The following is a 14445-nucleotide window of genomic DNA, read 5'->3' as shown; positions in this document are numbered from 1 at the left end:
CGGCACGACAGACGCAACAAGCACCTCGAGCGCTTTCACGCCGGCTCGCGATCCATTCGGCGCGGGAGTCCATCCCAATTGAAGCTCTGATTCCCCCGTGATGCGGGCGAGATAGACCAGCCAAGCAGTTAGCAAGAATTCCGCGCGATCACTGGGGGACAGCCCAAGCAACTCTTCTGGAATTCGCCACGCACTAGACTGCCATCTGAGCCCAGCCGCAGCTTTTGCAGACGGCAAAAAAGCAAGCTGGTATGTTTTGAACTTCTCAAGCCGCCCTCGCCAAAAACTCTCCCGAGGCGCCAACAATTCATGCGCAACCGTTATGCTCCGGGCCTCGTCATCGCTCAGAATCGGGAGGCGGCCGCCTACATCGAAACCAGAACGCCTCGCGACTGTCCGCGCGTCCAGAGCCTGACCATCTGAGCTGCCAAACCAAACATCAACATCCTCTGTGCCTGTCGCGACACGCCAATGGCTAGGGTGGATTTCAACTAGAGACCCCGCCGCAAAGCCCGAGCTCCCGGCCGTCACCTCCAAGCGCCTGACGGGGACGAAGTCATCGCCTACAAAAACCTTGGACAGACCCAACAGATTGGCATGATAGGGGCCAAAGTCCAAGGCACGTGTCATCGCTGCCAGACCCTGCGCTGGTCGATCCCATCGCAGACAACCCGCAGCATCTGGGCGGCGACGTTTCGGGAAAAAACTTCGGTCCGCTAGCGCCTGCGGACGAGCACCGAGCTCTCCATTTGTTAAGCCAGTTAGAAGCTCGCGGAAGCCCTCGATAGCAGCCTCATAACATCTGAGATTCAGCGTCAATGCCGTATCACTCGGCGCAATCAACACTTGGCGCTGTACTACCAGCTCACCAGTATCAACCCCATGAGCGATACGATGCCACGTGATGCCATGTTCGGTCTCCCCGGCAAGAAGCGCCCAGGACGTCGCATGGGTTCCTGCATATCGCGGCAATGGACCGTCATGGTAGTTGAAAGCGCCTTGACGGGCTCGCCCAAACACCTCCGGCGGCAGCACGAACGGATTAGCAACGGAAAAAATCCATTCCACCGGCTCGGCCTTCAGCAACATGGAGAGCTCTTCAACGCTCACCACACACAGGATATTGGCGCGAGCGGCCCAATCGGCGAATGTAGCGTCGGCACACAGCGCCGCGCGGATGTCGTGACCCATCTCCTTTGCTAGCTGCAAGCACCTTATGGCTAGCGTACCACTACCAACAAAGACGCTAGAATAAATTGACGGAGTTGCAGCCTGCTGCCTGCTACTGTCGCTTGGCCCGTAAGCATCTGTGCGCATCGGAGGAGACTGATGTACTATCTTCATCGCTCAGCCAATCCGTCGCGTAGGTTGAGCAGCTCCACCCAAGGCGCCCGTACCATAGAGACTTGGACCTGCCGCACTGGTCAGGATTTGATCGAGAGCTGCCGCGTGAACGCTCATCGAATCCGACCAACTTAGAGAGCTACCAGCTCGAATAACGACAGCGGCGCCTCCGCGACCAAGCGTCATTCGGCCGGACCACTTAACAGTGCAGCGTCTATGGCGGTGAGTTGACTCAGTCGAACAAGCTTCATCTGACTGTGCGGGCGGGTCACCGCGGGACCGCCATGGCCCCACAGATCCTTCACCGTCTCATAGCAATCCGCGTGCCACAAAGAAGCTTTACAAATCCGGGTTGAAGAGCGAAAGAGCACGTGCTTTTCGCCGCGGCGCCGAAATACTTAAGCCTCAGTGTCCAATTTCGGACATAACGTCTTCAGCTGGACATGGCGAAACATGACGACTTCAAACTCAGAGGGTTGCTTCTCGTGCCGAACTCGGACATCTGCCTGAGGGGGATCTTCCGATGGCGACTCATGATCGAACGCTTGACGTTGAAACACCAAGTGTCACGCGATCTTGCGGTATGATCTAATGTTATTGGGCGGCCGAGACGCGGCCTGTCAATCGGGCCCTTTGATTGCTGCATATAGTCAAGCTTCCACTTTTTGGCTCGCCGACGACACGACGGTAGCGCCCGTGCCGTCGGAGCGGCTCAGGGTTGCAGAGACGGCGCCGGCGCGGCTGAGATTAACGACGTCGTGAAGGTGATGGCGGAGCGGCTGGAGAAAACGGAGATCGTCCGCAGGCCCTACGACATCAGCCTGCAGGAGTTCGAGGACCTGCGCACCATGTTCCGGACCTACGCCGACGCCGGCTGCTGCCTCGTCGGCTGGTGGTGAGGAGCGCGCGATGGTCAAGCGCATGATCCACAGCTGCGGGACCTGATCGTCCCGCAGCTGCCCCACGACGACGCCACCGAGTTCTGACCCCATCCCGCGTTCGCAGCGCGGCAACACAAGGAGACCACCAACATGAGAACACTCTACCAATACACCGACTCGAAGGTCGGCGCGAAGATCAAGCTGGTCGAACGGACCACGCTCGTGCCCGCCACGCCGTTCCAGCCGGCGACCCAGCGCAAGGCCTTCGCCGTCACGCTGGACATCCCCGGCGAGTACGCCACGTTCGAGAAGTACGACGACGTCGAGTATGCCGCCGGCGCCTTCATCAACACGTGCGAGATGTTCGGCGACGTGATGATGCGCAATCAGGTGGTGTAGGTATTGAGGGCCAGCAGGATGCCGGCCCTCGTCGGCGTGATGTCGATCGGCTCAACGTTGGCGATCTGTTCGAGATCGTCGTCCCTCCAATCCGAGACGGCCCGATCGGCGGCCCGCTTACTGGTGAAGTATTCGTAGCCGGCGCTCTGGCCGCCTTCGGCGAGACGGTGGACTTGATAGAAGCGCACGATGATCTCCTCTGTTACTTCGCGCTTCGCTTGAGGGCGTCAGCGATGCCGATGACGCCCTCCGTCTTGGGGGCCTGCGCGGCACGCTCGCGACTGTGCTGGGCGCGCTCCTGCAGGCCGGCGGCAATCGACTGGGCTTGCCGCCGCTCTTCGCCGCTGAGACGCGCGGCGCTGAGGAAGTTGGCCGCCAGCGCCAAAAGCGAGCCACTGCTCGGGGGACTTGGTCATTCGTCCTCCGGGAAGTCGCGGTCGTATGCCTCGGCGAACTCGTCGAGCGTGCCTTGATGGCCGCAGACCTGGCACTTGACCTGATCGTTCGAGTTCGCCGGGATGGGCGGAGCCACGATCATGTAGCGCCGGCACTTCGGGCACTTGTCGCCGTTGTACTGGAAGGCCATCACATGCCTCCCCACTCTTTGAGCAGCTCTGTCGTCGTGTCGTGGTTCCAGAACCGGATGCGCTGCCGCGGCTCCATGATCTTCCACGCCACCCGCAGCAGGTCCTGCAGGTCGCCCACCTCGTGGTCGGGCTCACTCTCGCGGCCGTGCTTGGCTGCGGCTTCGATGATGTCCTCGATGACGCTCTTCTCGCTCATGATGCGGCATCCCTCAGCATCTCGCGGGTGCTCTGCACGACGAGGTCGAAGTCGACCTTGTGAGCATCGCACCACTCGATGATGTCGCCGAGCAGGTGGGTAAGCATGATCTCCTGATCGCCTTCGAGGCCGGTGTCGGCTCGGTGACGGTCCAGCACTCGTTGTGCCCGTGAAGGGCCGTAGCTTACGTCAGACATTGATGGTCTCCTTGAATGCGCCTGCTGCGAACAGGCGGTGGGGTGTCAGTCTTTGAGAGTGTCGTCGCGGACGAACCGCACGAAGCCAAGCCGCTGGGCGATCTGCCCTATGGCGAACTTGTCCTTGTGCCGGTTCCAGAAGCCGCGGCAGCATGCGTCGTTCGAGTGGTGACAGACGCGATAGCCCTCGAAGCCGCCGTGCTTATTGGCGACGTCGGCTTCGAGTTTTTTTAGATCGAGCGGGCTGTCCTTGCGATAGATGCAGGTCGAGCACGGCCGGTCCTGCACGAGGAAGCCGTCTCGGTCAGCGCTCATGCTGCAGCTCTTCGCTGGTCAGCCAGTGACCGCCCGTGGGCCGCTCACGATTTGGGAACAGGACGTAGACGTCGTTGCCCCGCACTGTGTCGACCTCTCCGGGAAAGGCGACGCCAAGCGACACGCGCCAGACGACAGCGTCACCGCGCTTCAATGCTTGTGCCATGTCTTGCCTCCATCGTGAGAGTGGTGGCCGCCGGCGAGCGCCTTCGCATCGACGCGGCGTCCGGCCAGTTGCTCGGCGCGGGCGAGCTGCTGCTTCGCCATTGCCGATCCGGTCGACATGATCCGGCGGTAGACGCAGGCGTCGGTGACGCCGCGCCGGTCGGTGACGGCGTCCAGTCCCTCGAAGGTGATCGCGCCCTGCGCGCCCACCTTGGGCTTGACGCGGCCCTTGACGATCTCCTGCGCGACGAGGTCGATCACGCGCTTGATCTCTTCCTTGCGCTCGGTAAGGGTCTGCTTCTCGTTGGCACGCCATGTGTCACAAGCCATGTTGGTCTCCTTGAAATGTTGGGGTTTGAAGCGAAGCCGGCGGGCCTGCGAAGCCCGCCGGGGTCGTTGTCGTTAGTCCATCTCGAGCTGCGGCACCTTGACGGCCGGGGCGGCCGGAGCGATCGGCGCGACCTCCTCGTCGACCTCGGGCGCGGACGCGGGCCCCTGGCCCTCGGTCGGCTCGAAGTCGAGCGCGCGGGCGCCGTGCACGGGAGCCGCGATCTCGACGTTGTCGCCGGTGATGTCGAGGAACGCGGTGCGGCTCTCCGTGATCTTGCGGATCGCCTGCAGGTCGATCTCGGCCGAGCTCGTCTCAGCGGCCTTGACCATGTCGTTGGCCGCCTTGCGGGCGGTCTCGATGGCCTGCTTGACCCGCTCCGATGCGTCGTCGGAGAGCATCGAGCCGAGCAGCCGCGCTTTCTTGGCGGCATCGCGCACCGCCTTGGCATCGAGGTTCTGCAGGCCGGTCTCCATGTCCTGCATCAGCTCGCGGACCTCCGAGTTGATCGCCCGCATCGCCTCGACGTCATCGGCTGCCACCCGGCCCGCGATCACGAACACGTTGATCTGGGTGGTGGAGGCGCGGCCGTTGAACTCGTCGGCGAGCCGGCGGGCCTCGGTGAACGCCGCCTCGAGCTTCTCGACCTTCTCCTCCGAGCAGAGCAGGCCGAAGGTGGTCTTGATGCACAGGCCGGCGATGGTCTCGGGGCGGACCTCGAAGGTCCACGAGCCGTCGGCGCGGCGGATGCAGCTGCACCGGCGCAGGATACCGACCCGGGACTTGACCTCGGAGCGGACGTCATCGCCGTTGCAGACCGACAGGTGGTAGCTGTTGGGACTGCGCATCGCGATCTCGACCAGATAGCTGCCGGTCTCGTCGTGAACCTCGTACTCGACGCCGCCCATGTAGGAGAGCTTCCAGCGGAAGGTGGGGGTGTTGCACTGCATCGCTCACTCCCTCGCCGCCGGAGTGTCCCAGCCGAACATCGAGCCGGACTTCATGCGCATCGCCTCCTCGGCGGTGACGCCGAGGCGATCGTTCAGCTCGTCGACAGCTTCCTCGACCGCCGACATCGGCACCTCGTCATTGTCGAAGTCGGTGAGGTAGTAGCCGGCCTCGCCGCGCTTGACGATGCCGATGCGGTTGCCCGGCTCATTGCCGGGCACCACGACGTAACAGAGTTCGGGTTTCTCACTCACGGTTGGTCTCCTTGTCAGATCATCAGGATGATGGGGTTGCAGGAAACAGCGAGGCTCTGGGTGAACAGGGCGGCCTCGCTGTAGCGATAGAACTTGCGATGGGTCGCAAGCACGTAGTGTGTGCCGGGCTCCGCCCGGCGCAGCACCATGTAGACGGGCTTGCTCATTGGTCGTGGTAGCTGTCGTGACAGCCCTTCGAGCAGAACAGGCCGCGATGATCGTGCGTGCGGCCGCCGTCGGTCTCAGTGCTGTAGCGGAACAGGGCCTGCAGCTTGCGGCCGCTGCGATAGCGGAAGCCGCCGCACCAATCGCAGTCCTGCGAGGTTGCGACGACCTCGCGGCACAGGTCCTGACGGGCGAAGGAATCGCGGGCGATCTGGATGCTCATGTGCGATCCCTCCGGCCGTCGGCGTGGAACGCCAACCACGCCGACAACGGCTGACCCCGGCCCGTTCGCAGCGGGCTTCAACAAGGAGACCAAAGACCATGACGACACGTAAGCAGATGCTCGGTCGCGATCTCGCGACCACCCTCGACGGGATCACCCCTCCGCAGGAGCAGTTCATCGGGGCGGAGCAGAAGCGGCTCTACGAGCAGGAGGAGAAGCGCAACGACGCCATCAACGCCTGCGCCAAGGAGTGGGCTCGCATCTTCAAGGTCGACGGCGCCGACCTGTGGTAAGCGCTCCTTTCTACGCACCTATGCAGTTGAGCGCGGGGATGGGATGAGGTGTCCACCATGAGCGAGGTGGACACGATCGATGATCACTCCAGAAGAACCTTTGAGACTTGAGACGGTCGGCGTGTTGCGCAATGGCCGGCGTCGCTATGATCCGGCCAGCAAACAGCGGCTGGTCGAGGCCTGTCTGCAGTCTGGCGTGTCGCTGGCGGGGCTTGCGCTGCAACACGGCGTGAACGCGAACCTGCTGCGCAAGTGGGTGGCCAAGCGACAACTTCAGAACGGGGATGGCCAGCCGGAGGCGCGGGCGCCGATTGCGCCAGCCTTTATTCCGGTTCGCGCGCCGTCGCCGTCGCCAACTCGATCTGCTGGCGCGATTGCGGTTTGCGCGACGGAGCGATCCTGTGCAGGGCGGCTGACGGCATCGATGCCCAACGGCGTGACGCTTTCGCTGGAAGGCGGCGACGCGCAGTTGCTGTCGGCGGTGATTGAAGCGCTGGGGCGTTGCGATGTTCCGACTGGCGTCTGATCTTCGGGTCTACCTTCACCGCGAACCGATTGACTTCCGGGCGGGCATCAACAGCCTGGCGATCGTGGTCGAGCAGTCGATGGGGCTGGATCCGTTCCAGCGCGCGGTGTTCGCGTTCTGCAATCGTCGCCGCGACCGGATCAAGCTGCTGATTTATGATCGGTCAGGATTTTGGATGCTGCTGAAGCGGCTGGAGGCCGACAGATTCCACTGGCCCCGAAGTCAGGAGGCGGTGCTGACGCTGACGACGGAGGAGCTGCACTGGCTGCTTGACGGCATCAACATCGCGGCGGTGCGTCGTCATCCGGTGCGGCAATATCAGAGCGTGGGCTGAGCGTGTTCGATGCGGGCGGCGTCATCGGGCTTCGGCATGGCCGTTCTCAGATGACGCGGCCGAAGACATGACGAAGACATGGGAGCCCGGTTGACGCGGCGGCATGACTTCGATTCAAGACTCCGATGAGTCGCAAGCCCACGACGCACGAACTGGAAGCCTTGATCGCGGCGCACGCGGCCGAGATCGCGGCGCTGAAGGCCGAAAACGAGAAACTCGCACAACGCGTGCTGCATCTAGAGGAGCAGTTGCGCCTGGAGCGCCTGCACCGGTATGCGCCGAAGAGCGAAAAGCTCAAGGAGCGCATCTTCAACGAAGCCGAGCAGGCCGCCGCTGAAAGCCGGGACGACGACGATGTCGAGGCGGTCGCCGTGCCGGACACGGGATTGCCGGAGGCTCCAAAGCCGGCGCCGAAGGCACGCGGCCGCAAGCCGCTGCCTGACGATCTGCCGCGCCAACGCGTCGAACACGATCTGGGTGAGGATCAAAAGGACTGTCCGTGCTGCCATAATCGGATGCATCGGATGGGCGAGACCGTCACCGAGCAGTTGCACGTCGAGGTCAAGGCGTCGGTGCTGCAACATGTGCGGTTCAAATATGCCTGCCGTCACTGCGAGCGCACCGCGCTGAACACCCCGATTGTGACCGCGCCGATGCCGGCGCAGCCGCTGCCGGGTAGCGTCGCCACGCCATCGACGCTGGCGCTGGTGCTCGCCAACAAATACGTCGACGGCACGCCGCTGTACCGTGTGGCGGACGCGCTGGGGCGCGCCGACGTCAGCATCAGCCGCGGGACGCTGGGCAACTGGGTGATCCGGGCGAGCGAGTTGCATCTGCATCGGGTCTATGACGCGCTACAGCAAAAGCTCATGTCGCAGCCCCTGGTCCACGGCGACGAAACCTGGGTCCAGGTTCTTAAAGAGGACGGCCGTGATGCGCAGGCCAAATCCTTCATGTGGGCCTATCGCAGCGGCCAGGACTGCGCGCAGCCGGTCGTGCTGTTCGATTACCAGCCCGGTCGCGGCCAGCAACATCCTCAGGCCTTCCTGGCCGGCTATCGCGGCTTGTTGATGAGCGACGGCTATGACGCCTGGCGCACGCTGACAGGCGCGACCCATCTCGGCTGTATGGCGCATGCGCGCAGGAAATTTACCGATGCGCTCAAGGCCAGGACAAAGCCTGGCGGTCCGCCATTGCAGGCGCTCAAGTTCTTCGAGGCGTTGTACGAGGTCGAGAGGGTGGCGCGCCAGACGCCGCCCGACGGCGAAACGCGCGCCGCATACACCTTGCGGCTGCGCCAGCAGCATAGCCTGCCGGTATTGGCCGCCTTCCGGACCTGGCTCGACGACCAGGCGCCGAAGGTGCTACCCGAAAGCTTGACCGGCAAGGCGATCGCCTATGCACGCAACCAATGGGATTATCTGACCCGTTACACCAGTGACGGTCTCGCCCCGATCGATAACAATGTTCTGGAGCGCGACATCAGGCCGTTTTGCACCGGACGAAAAAGTTGGCTGTTCAGCGACACCGTTGCCGGCGCCAAGGCAAGCGCCGTGATCTACAGTTTGGTGCTGACATGCCGGGCATGCGGCGTCGATCCCTATGCATGGCTACGTCACGCGCTCACCGAATTGCCCCAACGCGCGCCAGACGCCGATATCGAAGATCTGTTGCCGTTCAATTGCACCGCTCAAAAAAACCTGCCAGCTGACAACGACAGCGGCTGACCGTCAAACGCTCAGGATCAATCAAGCCGTTCCGATGATCCCGCTGGGCCCCGGCGCCACGCGACGCCGCGGCCAGCCGCGCGCGCAGCCTGTGCAGTAAAATGCGCGCTTACGACCTGTGGACCCGGACGATGCCGCAGGCGCTGTTCGACACGCTGGAGGGCTTCTCGCCGCAATGCGCCATCGTGGCGGCCGAGGCGTTCCTCAAGCAGTTCGGATGGAAGATCGAGCGGCCGGGCGACGAGACGCGCGCCGACGCCGTGCACGAGGCCCTCACCGGCCTCGTCGACGAGGTGGAGAAGCTCTACCACCGCGCACCGCGTGAGAGCGACCTGCCCCATGAGCCCGGCGTCTACGCCGCCAACATGCCGGACAGTCAACGGTGGTCCTGCCCGTACCACCCGAACGAGATCGCCGAGCACATCCGCTCGAAGATCGACGGCATCGTCGAGATCGCGGTCAATCCCGCTCGCTGAAATAAAGGTGGGGCTGGAGTTCGCAGCTCCAGCCCCGGCTCAAGGGAGGTAAACCGCCAAGGAGACCATCCACGGGGTCCATCAACCAAGAGCATCCACATCACCTAACACAAACAAGGAGACCTTCAAGTGACCAACACCGAAACGGTGCAAGAACATCTTGTCTCAGCTGGGGATACTGTCTGGGTCCTCGTCATTGACACCCGGCACGGAACCGACGTGGAGACCTTCAAGACAAGGGAGGCCGCGGACAAGCACCTCTACGACTATTGCGACGAGTGGTGGGATCGCGAGTTCGGCGCCGCCAGCCGGCCATCGGACGACAATCTGGTCGAAGCCTACTGGAATCGCATGAGCGACGAGGGCGAGGAGTGGTACGTGCTGGAGGAATGTAAAGTGAAGAGCCTCGAGGTCACCGAGTAGGACCTCGCAAAGGAATTGGGCGCGGCGACTTCGCAGGTCGCCACGCCCAATCATAAGCGCCTGCCGATCCCAAGGAGACCATCCCCACGACCGGCGTCGCTTTCAAATGCAACATAAGGAGGAGCAATTGAGATTGCTATACGCGAAACGATGACAGTTCGGTCCTACACGATCCTGGAAATGCTGGGCGCCGTGCGACGGCTCCCAGCGCAGATGCCCGAGTCGGACACCCTTCCGACCGGCGGTTATCAGACCCACCAGCAGCACTGGGTCACATGGCTAAGCGAGTACGACGGTCCCGGTGGATACGGCCGGAACAGCTGGGATGTTGACGCGAGGTCGGTCTACGCGCGCCTCTGCAACGCCTACATGATCGTCTATCTCAACGAGGCGGCCGGCGCCGATCCGGCCGCGATCCGGCAGACGATCCGGGAGATATTCGCGAAGGGCAACAATCGCGCCCAGACCGAAGCCAAGATCGCCCGCGAGCGCCATTCATGGGACGGGCTGACCAAACTACTGTTCCGATAGCATTCCGAAAAAGGCCAAGGGCCCCGGCGGGTTAGTCCCTGCCGGGGTCACTCCCGACCGGTGACGGCGTCCAGCCAGTGCCAGTCGCGACACGGAACCACCTTCCTTGAGGCGGCTGGGTCCGCCGTCTTTCGCCTCCTCACCATCAGACCCCGCGGACGCCGCCCGCTCGGCTTCGCGTTTAGCTCCGGAACGATCTCGCGGATCAGTTCCGCCTCGCGCTCCCTCAGCTCTGACGGATCGCATTCGAGCAGGATTTCCAACGTCGGATACCCCCATTCATCGAAGGCCCGCTGAACGTCGCGCGTATGCCGACCTTCGCGCATGTCCTTACGATGCAGTGAGAATCTCGTCCCGACGTTCGTAGAACATCCAATGTACCGCGCCCTCCCCTGAACCGCAGCAAGTAGACCCCGCAAACGACCGTCTCGCGCGCCATGTTTTTTTGCTCTTCCGTAGGTATTTAGGTATTCCAAAAATAGGTATCTCGGTATAGGTAAGCATTGCTTACCTATATGGCCGTTTTAAGGGCCGTACAGGGCCCCGGGGCCGGGCCCGGCCCTTGGTAGCACCGGGCCCGTTTTAACGCGCCCTTGCCTGGCCTCCCGGCCCCGGTTCCGGGGCCCTAAGTAAGGTTAGCTGCCATTCCGGGGCCCCGGCCCCCGGGGCCGGTTCCTGCCCGGTTCCATAGGGGCCCGGGGCCCGGTTCCCTGCCCGTTTCCGGGCCCTGCCCGGGGCCCCTACGGGGGCCGGGGGCCGGTCCGGTTCTGCCAATGCTTCCCGGCCCTGTACCGTGATTCCATACCGCCGATATTTGGCGATGTGCACCAATCCCCGACGACACAGGTCCGAGCCGACGCGAAGGCCCATCGCGATAGTGGCACCTTCCGGCAGCAACAGCGTGAGGAAGCGACGCTCGCGCGGTGTGAGGGTCATCCGATCCCTCCCGCCGCTTCGATTGCACTCCGCTTGAGACGATCCCAGACGCGCCACCAGCGTGCGTCGAAGTGGACCCCGGCCTCCGGACCGTAGCGCCGCCACTGACGACGCAGCCGGCCCCAGACGCGGCGCTGGGCCAGCGGGACCGCCTTCCAGTGATTGCCGCAGATCCACTGCACATTGACACCGTTCCGACCCGGCTTCGTTGTGCGCCGGCAGAACGGCACAAGGCATCGCACCCGATCCGTCATGACCCGATCCCTTCCGCGATCAGCTGCTCGCGCACCTGCGGCCAGGACCAACCCTGCGGATGGCCGCGCCGGTGCCAGTTCGCGTAGGAGAGCTGCAGCTCCCGGTTGGCGCGGACGCCGTACCAGCGCCGCTTCTGCTCCTTGACGCAGGTCTTGCAGCGGAGGCGGATGCCGCCGCGGCTTTCGCTGTTGCGCTCCTCGCGCACGTTGTCGCCGGTCAGCTCGTGACCGTGTCGGCACATCGCTGGCATCAGCTCACCACCCACTCGCCGCCGGTCCAGATGATGCGGACCATCTCGGTCGGCAACATCGCTCCGGGATCGCCGGGGATTGGCCCCCACCCGATGACGTAGCGCCACTCGCCGAGCACCGGGACGCGCCCCATGTCGACCGACAGAGCTGGCTCCGCAAATTCGGACAGTAGCTTGAGTGGATTTTCTGCCTGACAGCGGCGAGGATTCTTGCTGCGAATCAGGAGCGAAGATGACGAAGAAGAGCCGCCGGATGCATTCTCCGGCATTCAAGGCGAAGGTTGCTTTGGCTGCGGTCAAAGGCGACAAGACGCTGGCGGAGCTGGCGCAACTGTTTGATGTTCATCCGAACCAGATCACGATCTGGAAAAACCAGCTCCTGGAAGGCGCCGCCGGCGTGTTTGGGCATGACAAGGCGTCGGCCGAGACGCCGGTCGATTTGAAGGCGTTACATGCCAAGATCGGCGAGCTGGCGTTGGAAAACGATTTTTTGTCCGGCGCGCTCACCAAGGCGGGCCTGCTGAGCGCAAAGCGATGATCGACCGCGGTCATGATCTTTCTATCGTGCGCCAGGCGAAGGTCCTGAAGCTGGCTCGCAGCACGGTCTACTATGAACCTCGGCCAGTTTCGGCCGAGGACCTTGCCTTGATGCGTCGGCTCGATGAGCTGCATCTCGATTATCCCTTCGCGGGAGCGCGTATGCAGCGATCGTTGCTGCGGCGGGAGGGCGTATACGCCGGTCGCCGCCACATCGCGACGCTGATGAAGCGCATGGGGATCGAGGCGGTCTATCGTCGCCCGAACACGAGTAAGCCGGCACCGGGTCACAAGATCTACCCGTACCTGTTGCGCGGATTGAAGATCGAGCGGCCCGACCAGGCGTGGGCAATGGACATCACCTACATTCCGATGCGGCGTGGCTTCGTCTATCTCGCGGCGGTCGTCGATGTGTTCAGCCGACGGGTCCTGGCCCATCGCGTCTCGATCACAATGGAGGCGGCCTTCTGCGTCGAAGCGGTCCAGGAGGCGTTGGCGAAGCACGGCAGGCCCGAGATTTTCAACACGGACCAGGGCAGCCAGTTCACCAGCCTCGAGTTCACCGATGTGCTGCTGGACGCGAAGATCGCCATCAGCATGGACGGCAAGGGCGCCTGGCGCGACAACGTGTTTGTCGAGCGGCTCTGGCGCACGGTCAAATACGAAGAAGTTTATCTCCGCGCCTACGACAGCGTGTCCGAGGCGCGAGCGTCAATTGCCAAGTATCTGGCCTTCTACAATCAGGGACGCCCTCACTCGAGCCTTGACGGGCGCACGCCCGACGAGGCTTACTTCGGCACGCAAGCTATGGTGATGGCCGCATGACCGTCGCCGACGATTTTGTCGTCGCTCTGGTCGGGCTACGCCCTCCCGACGCAACGACAAAATCGTAAGGCCCCGCGTTCAGCATAACCCGGCAGGAATCCACTTAAATCCCGCGGGGCGCTGTCCAAACAACCGGCGCCAGCTCTGACCGCATCTCGTAGGTCACGGCGCGCTCGCCGCTGTTGAGCGCCTTGATCTGATCGGCTGCGGTCACCATGATTGAACCACCCTCGTCTCACGTTGCTTTCTCTCGTCTGCGATCTCTCTGCGCCTTCGCGCCCGACGCACCTTCATGCAGGCCTTGCACTTGCGGACCGGCTTCCCCGACGTGCCCGTCTCCCACACGGTGTTCTCGGGAGTGAAGGCGTGGCCGCGCGCGCATTGTGACTTGCGGCGCGGTGCGCGCGTGATGCCGAAAGTCGTCGGCCCCGCTCCCTCAACAAACACGCATTCGATGGTGGTCCAGCGATAACCGCACCCGCATTGACGCCGGCGCCTCACCGTCTGCCCTCAAATCAACCGAGACGTTCGGCGTAACTCGCACCGTCAACGTCGATTTCCGCGCCTCGTCCGGCGCGACCTTCCTGCACATTCCCAAGCCCCCGCGCGATGTCGGCCGGCGTTGCGTCGGGATTGGTGCGCGTCGCCTGCAGCATGGTCTCCGCGTAGACGAAATCGTTGTAGGCAATCTCCCAGAGACCCTGCGAGGTATGCGGGACGACCTTCTGCCGGGTCGCGCTGTCGAAGTTCACTGAGTGGGTACCCACCATGCGAGCACCCCCGCGGTGAACGCATCGCGTGGGACCTGGCCGTAGGGCGCGAAGGTCGAGCAGCCCCAGACCCACATGCCGCCGGCATCGGCGGCGTTGTCGTCGACGGCGACCCAGCCGACGTTCTTGCAGTAGGCCAGCATCGCCTGCTTGGCCCCGTTGCGGCCGTGAAACTTGGCGGTGCCGAGCGCCACCGCGCGCCACGTCTGGACCGCGACCGACCAGCATTGCACGTTGCGACTGCGTGCCATGCCGCAGATGCATCCATACAATCCATGCAAGAGCTGCGTGGTGCCGTAGTTGCTCTCGCCCTTGATGTAGAAGGGCTGCTCGACCACGATCAGCGCCGGCTGATGCTTCACGATCAGATCGTCGACCGTGCGCGCGCACCGGCCGTACACCTCGATGTCCGGGGTGTTGTCGTTGCCGAGCGTGACCGTGCCGAGTTCGGGCGTGCCCCCGATGGGGCCCGCGCCGTAGCCGAGCTTACGCGACGGGTCGAATGTCAGGATGGATGGCTTGGTCGTCATCGCACACCGTCGGAACGAAGTGCGGTATGC

The 14445-nt window shown here is 63.4% G+C and carries 27 protein-coding genes and 1 pseudogene; 10 read left to right on the top strand and 18 right to left on the bottom strand.

All coding sequences use genetic code 11. The features are described from left to right. Nucleotides 1–834: 834 nt before the first annotated feature. A pseudogene (locus tag HAP54_RS52590) lies at nt 835–1089 on the bottom strand (formyltransferase family protein); the annotation flags it as partial. A gap of 1013 nt (nt 1090–2102) precedes the next feature. Here HAP54_RS52590 and HAP54_RS29385 point away from each other — a divergent pair. Both HAP54_RS29385 and HAP54_RS29380 read left to right on the top strand, forming a co-directional pair. Beyond that, on the top strand, nt 2103–2243 hold the full coding sequence (locus HAP54_RS29385) for a hypothetical protein (protein ID WP_166306421.1): 141 nt from the start codon (nt 2103–2105) through the stop codon (nt 2241–2243). A 132-nt stretch (nt 2244–2375) separates the two neighbouring features. Continuing rightward, nucleotides 2376–2624, top strand: a complete 249-nt coding sequence (locus HAP54_RS29380; RefSeq protein WP_166306418.1) for a hypothetical protein — start codon at nt 2376–2378, stop codon at nt 2622–2624. On the opposite strand, the gene HAP54_RS29375 is transcribed toward HAP54_RS29380, so the two are convergent. The 12 genes from HAP54_RS29375 to HAP54_RS29320 form a co-directional block, all read right to left on the bottom strand. Then, entirely contained in the window at nt 2612–2812 is a 201-nt protein-coding gene (locus tag HAP54_RS29375; protein WP_166306415.1) for a hypothetical protein, read from the bottom strand. The two genes, HAP54_RS29380 and HAP54_RS29375, sit on opposite strands and share 13 nt — an antisense overlap. A gap of 14 nt (nt 2813–2826) precedes the next feature. After that, nucleotides 2827–3009 (bottom strand): hypothetical protein, encoded by a 183-nt coding sequence (locus HAP54_RS29370; RefSeq protein ID WP_166205781.1) that lies wholly within the window; start codon nt 3007–3009, stop codon nt 2827–2829. A 27-nt stretch (nt 3010–3036) separates the two neighbouring features. Then, nucleotides 3037–3210, bottom strand: coding sequence for a hypothetical protein (locus HAP54_RS29365; RefSeq protein ID WP_166205780.1), 174 nt, complete (start codon nt 3208–3210; stop codon nt 3037–3039). Then, nucleotides 3210–3407 carry a hypothetical protein gene (locus tag HAP54_RS29360; RefSeq protein ID WP_166205779.1) on the bottom strand — a complete coding sequence of 66 codons (198 nt, stop codon included), beginning with the start codon at nt 3405–3407 and terminating at the stop codon, nt 3210–3212. The genes HAP54_RS29365 and HAP54_RS29360 overlap by 1 nt, the downstream gene beginning before the upstream one ends. Further along, a complete protein-coding gene (locus HAP54_RS29355) occupies nt 3404–3565 on the bottom strand; it encodes a hypothetical protein (protein ID WP_166306412.1) in 162 nt (53 codons plus the stop codon). The genes HAP54_RS29360 and HAP54_RS29355 overlap by 4 nt, the downstream gene beginning before the upstream one ends. A gap of 84 nt (nt 3566–3649) precedes the next feature. Beyond that, entirely contained in the window at nt 3650–3919 is a 270-nt protein-coding gene (locus HAP54_RS29350) for a hypothetical protein (RefSeq protein ID WP_166205777.1), read from the bottom strand. After that, nucleotides 3909–4085, bottom strand: a complete 177-nt coding sequence (locus HAP54_RS29345) for a hypothetical protein (RefSeq protein ID WP_166205776.1) — start codon at nt 4083–4085, stop codon at nt 3909–3911. Before HAP54_RS29345 ends, HAP54_RS29350 begins: the two co-directional genes overlap by 11 nt. Then, complete coding sequence (locus HAP54_RS29340) at nt 4070–4414, bottom strand: hypothetical protein (protein ID WP_166306409.1); 345 nt, start codon at nt 4412–4414, stop codon at nt 4070–4072. Before HAP54_RS29340 ends, HAP54_RS29345 begins: the two co-directional genes overlap by 16 nt. Nucleotides 4415–4486: 72 nt before the next feature. Further along, on the bottom strand, nt 4487–5362 hold the full coding sequence (locus tag HAP54_RS29335) for a hypothetical protein (RefSeq protein ID WP_166306406.1): 876 nt from the start codon (nt 5360–5362) through the stop codon (nt 4487–4489). Between the two features lie 3 nt (nt 5363–5365). Further along, the gene (locus HAP54_RS29330) at nt 5366–5614 is read right to left on the bottom strand and encodes a hypothetical protein (RefSeq protein WP_166205760.1); all 249 of its coding nucleotides are present in this window, start codon (nt 5612–5614) and stop codon (nt 5366–5368) included. A gap of 14 nt (nt 5615–5628) precedes the next feature. Then, entirely contained in the window at nt 5629–5781 is a 153-nt protein-coding gene (locus tag HAP54_RS29325; RefSeq protein WP_166205759.1) for a hypothetical protein, read from the bottom strand. Next, on the bottom strand, nt 5778–6002 hold the full coding sequence (locus HAP54_RS29320; protein ID WP_166297148.1) for a hypothetical protein: 225 nt from the start codon (nt 6000–6002) through the stop codon (nt 5778–5780). Before HAP54_RS29320 ends, HAP54_RS29325 begins: the two co-directional genes overlap by 4 nt. Before the next feature lie 98 nt (nt 6003–6100). Between HAP54_RS29320 and HAP54_RS29315 the strand changes: the two genes are divergently transcribed. From HAP54_RS29315 to HAP54_RS29285, 7 genes are all read left to right on the top strand, one after another. Then, on the top strand, nt 6101–6295 hold the full coding sequence (locus HAP54_RS29315; RefSeq protein ID WP_166306403.1) for a hypothetical protein: 195 nt from the start codon (nt 6101–6103) through the stop codon (nt 6293–6295). A 79-nt stretch (nt 6296–6374) separates the two neighbouring features. Next, complete coding sequence (gene tnpA, locus HAP54_RS29310; RefSeq protein ID WP_166205731.1) at nt 6375–6821, top strand: IS66-like element accessory protein TnpA; 447 nt, start codon at nt 6375–6377, stop codon at nt 6819–6821. Continuing rightward, nucleotides 6802–7155 (top strand): IS66 family insertion sequence element accessory protein TnpB, encoded by a 354-nt coding sequence (gene tnpB, locus HAP54_RS29305; RefSeq protein ID WP_166205730.1) that lies wholly within the window; start codon nt 6802–6804, stop codon nt 7153–7155. Before tnpA ends, tnpB begins: the two co-directional genes overlap by 20 nt. Before the next feature lie 125 nt (nt 7156–7280). Next, nucleotides 7281–8882 (top strand): IS66 family transposase, encoded by a 1602-nt coding sequence (tnpC, locus tag HAP54_RS29300; protein ID WP_166205729.1) that lies wholly within the window; start codon nt 7281–7283, stop codon nt 8880–8882. A gap of 131 nt (nt 8883–9013) precedes the next feature. Beyond that, on the top strand, nt 9014–9358 hold the full coding sequence (locus HAP54_RS29295; RefSeq protein WP_339156774.1) for a hypothetical protein: 345 nt from the start codon (nt 9014–9016) through the stop codon (nt 9356–9358). Nucleotides 9359–9487: 129 nt separating this feature from the next. After that, nucleotides 9488–9781: a hypothetical protein gene (locus HAP54_RS29290; protein ID WP_166306397.1), complete on the top strand. Its 294-nt coding sequence runs from the start codon at nt 9488–9490 to the stop codon at nt 9779–9781. A 213-nt stretch (nt 9782–9994) separates the two neighbouring features. Then, on the top strand, nt 9995–10312 hold the full coding sequence (locus HAP54_RS29285; protein ID WP_166306394.1) for a hypothetical protein: 318 nt from the start codon (nt 9995–9997) through the stop codon (nt 10310–10312). Between the two features lie 47 nt (nt 10313–10359). Here HAP54_RS29285 and HAP54_RS29280 read toward each other — a convergent pair whose 3' ends face one another. The 3 genes from HAP54_RS29280 to HAP54_RS29270 form a co-directional block, all read right to left on the bottom strand. Beyond that, entirely contained in the window at nt 10360–10638 is a 279-nt protein-coding gene (locus HAP54_RS29280) for a hypothetical protein (RefSeq protein ID WP_166297187.1), read from the bottom strand. Nucleotides 10639–11244: 606 nt separating this feature from the next. Next, on the bottom strand, nt 11245–11502 hold the full coding sequence (locus HAP54_RS29275; protein WP_166306391.1) for a hypothetical protein: 258 nt from the start codon (nt 11500–11502) through the stop codon (nt 11245–11247). After that, nucleotides 11499–11744, bottom strand: a complete 246-nt coding sequence (locus HAP54_RS29270) for a hypothetical protein (protein WP_166306388.1) — start codon at nt 11742–11744, stop codon at nt 11499–11501. The genes HAP54_RS29275 and HAP54_RS29270 overlap by 4 nt, the downstream gene beginning before the upstream one ends. A 241-nt stretch (nt 11745–11985) precedes the next feature. Between HAP54_RS29270 and HAP54_RS29265 the strand changes: the two genes are divergently transcribed. Then, a protein-coding gene (locus HAP54_RS29265; RefSeq protein ID WP_166204126.1) for an IS3-like element ISRj2 family transposase occupies nt 11986–13115 on the top strand; the annotation gives its coding sequence in 2 pieces (ribosomal slippage) (nt 11986–12238 and nt 12238–13115; 1131 coding nt in all). Nucleotides 13116–13630: 515 nt separating this feature from the next. Here the strand turns inward: HAP54_RS29265 and HAP54_RS29260 are convergent. Both HAP54_RS29260 and HAP54_RS29255 read right to left on the bottom strand, forming a co-directional pair. After that, entirely contained in the window at nt 13631–13885 is a 255-nt protein-coding gene (locus tag HAP54_RS29260) for a hypothetical protein (protein WP_166306386.1), read from the bottom strand. After that, nucleotides 13864–14415 (bottom strand): crossover junction endodeoxyribonuclease RuvC, encoded by a 552-nt coding sequence (locus tag HAP54_RS29255; protein ID WP_166306383.1) that lies wholly within the window; start codon nt 14413–14415, stop codon nt 13864–13866. The genes HAP54_RS29260 and HAP54_RS29255 overlap by 22 nt, the downstream gene beginning before the upstream one ends. Nucleotides 14416–14445: the final 30 nt, after the last annotated feature.

Source organism: Bradyrhizobium sp. 2S1 (assembly GCF_011516625.5).
Lineage (GTDB): Bacteria > Pseudomonadota > Alphaproteobacteria > Rhizobiales > Xanthobacteraceae > Bradyrhizobium > Bradyrhizobium septentrionale.
This window is presented reverse-complemented; position numbering and strand designations above follow the sequence as displayed.

What these genes read in the sequence shown, in the direction of transcription:
- HAP54_RS29365 (WP_166205780.1), bottom strand. Translation starts at nt 3,210, where the DNA reads ATGGCCTTCCAGTACAACGGCGACAAGTGCCCGAAGTGCCGGCGCTAC.
- HAP54_RS29315 (WP_166306403.1), top strand. Translation starts at nt 6,101, where the DNA reads ATGACGACACGTAAGCAGATGCTCGGTCGCGATCTCGCGACCACCCTC.
- HAP54_RS29335 (WP_166306406.1), bottom strand. Translation starts at nt 5,362, where the DNA reads ATGCAGTGCAACACCCCCACCTTCCGCTGGAAGCTCTCCTACATGGGC.
- tnpB (WP_166205730.1), top strand. Translation starts at nt 6,802, where the DNA reads ATGTTCCGACTGGCGTCTGATCTTCGGGTCTACCTTCACCGCGAACCG.
- tnpC (WP_166205729.1), top strand. Translation starts at nt 7,281, where the DNA reads ATGAGTCGCAAGCCCACGACGCACGAACTGGAAGCCTTGATCGCGGCG.
- HAP54_RS29350 (WP_166205777.1), bottom strand. Translation starts at nt 3,919, where the DNA reads ATGAGCGCTGACCGAGACGGCTTCCTCGTGCAGGACCGGCCGTGCTCG.
- HAP54_RS29285 (WP_166306394.1), top strand. Translation starts at nt 9,995, where the DNA reads ATGCCCGAGTCGGACACCCTTCCGACCGGCGGTTATCAGACCCACCAG.
- tnpA (WP_166205731.1), top strand. Translation starts at nt 6,375, where the DNA reads ATGATCACTCCAGAAGAACCTTTGAGACTTGAGACGGTCGGCGTGTTG.
- HAP54_RS29380 (WP_166306418.1), top strand. Translation starts at nt 2,376, where the DNA reads ATGAGAACACTCTACCAATACACCGACTCGAAGGTCGGCGCGAAGATC.
- HAP54_RS29320 (WP_166297148.1), bottom strand. Translation starts at nt 6,002, where the DNA reads ATGAGCATCCAGATCGCCCGCGATTCCTTCGCCCGTCAGGACCTGTGC.
- HAP54_RS29280 (WP_166297187.1), bottom strand. Translation starts at nt 10,638, where the DNA reads ATGCGCGAAGGTCGGCATACGCGCGACGTTCAGCGGGCCTTCGATGAA.
- HAP54_RS29345 (WP_166205776.1), bottom strand. Translation starts at nt 4,085, where the DNA reads ATGGCACAAGCATTGAAGCGCGGTGACGCTGTCGTCTGGCGCGTGTCG.
- HAP54_RS29295 (WP_339156774.1), top strand. Translation starts at nt 9,014, where the DNA reads ATGCCGCAGGCGCTGTTCGACACGCTGGAGGGCTTCTCGCCGCAATGC.
- HAP54_RS29325 (WP_166205759.1), bottom strand. Translation starts at nt 5,781, where the DNA reads ATGAGCAAGCCCGTCTACATGGTGCTGCGCCGGGCGGAGCCCGGCACA.
- HAP54_RS29340 (WP_166306409.1), bottom strand. Translation starts at nt 4,414, where the DNA reads ATGGCTTGTGACACATGGCGTGCCAACGAGAAGCAGACCCTTACCGAG.
- HAP54_RS29270 (WP_166306388.1), bottom strand. Translation starts at nt 11,744, where the DNA reads ATGTGCCGACACGGTCACGAGCTGACCGGCGACAACGTGCGCGAGGAG.
- HAP54_RS29360 (WP_166205779.1), bottom strand. Translation starts at nt 3,407, where the DNA reads ATGAGCGAGAAGAGCGTCATCGAGGACATCATCGAAGCCGCAGCCAAG.
- HAP54_RS29260 (WP_166306386.1), bottom strand. Translation starts at nt 13,885, where the DNA reads ATGGTGGGTACCCACTCAGTGAACTTCGACAGCGCGACCCGGCAGAAG.
- HAP54_RS29275 (WP_166306391.1), bottom strand. Translation starts at nt 11,502, where the DNA reads ATGACGGATCGGGTGCGATGCCTTGTGCCGTTCTGCCGGCGCACAACG.
- HAP54_RS29255 (WP_166306383.1), bottom strand. Translation starts at nt 14,415, where the DNA reads ATGACGACCAAGCCATCCATCCTGACATTCGACCCGTCGCGTAAGCTC.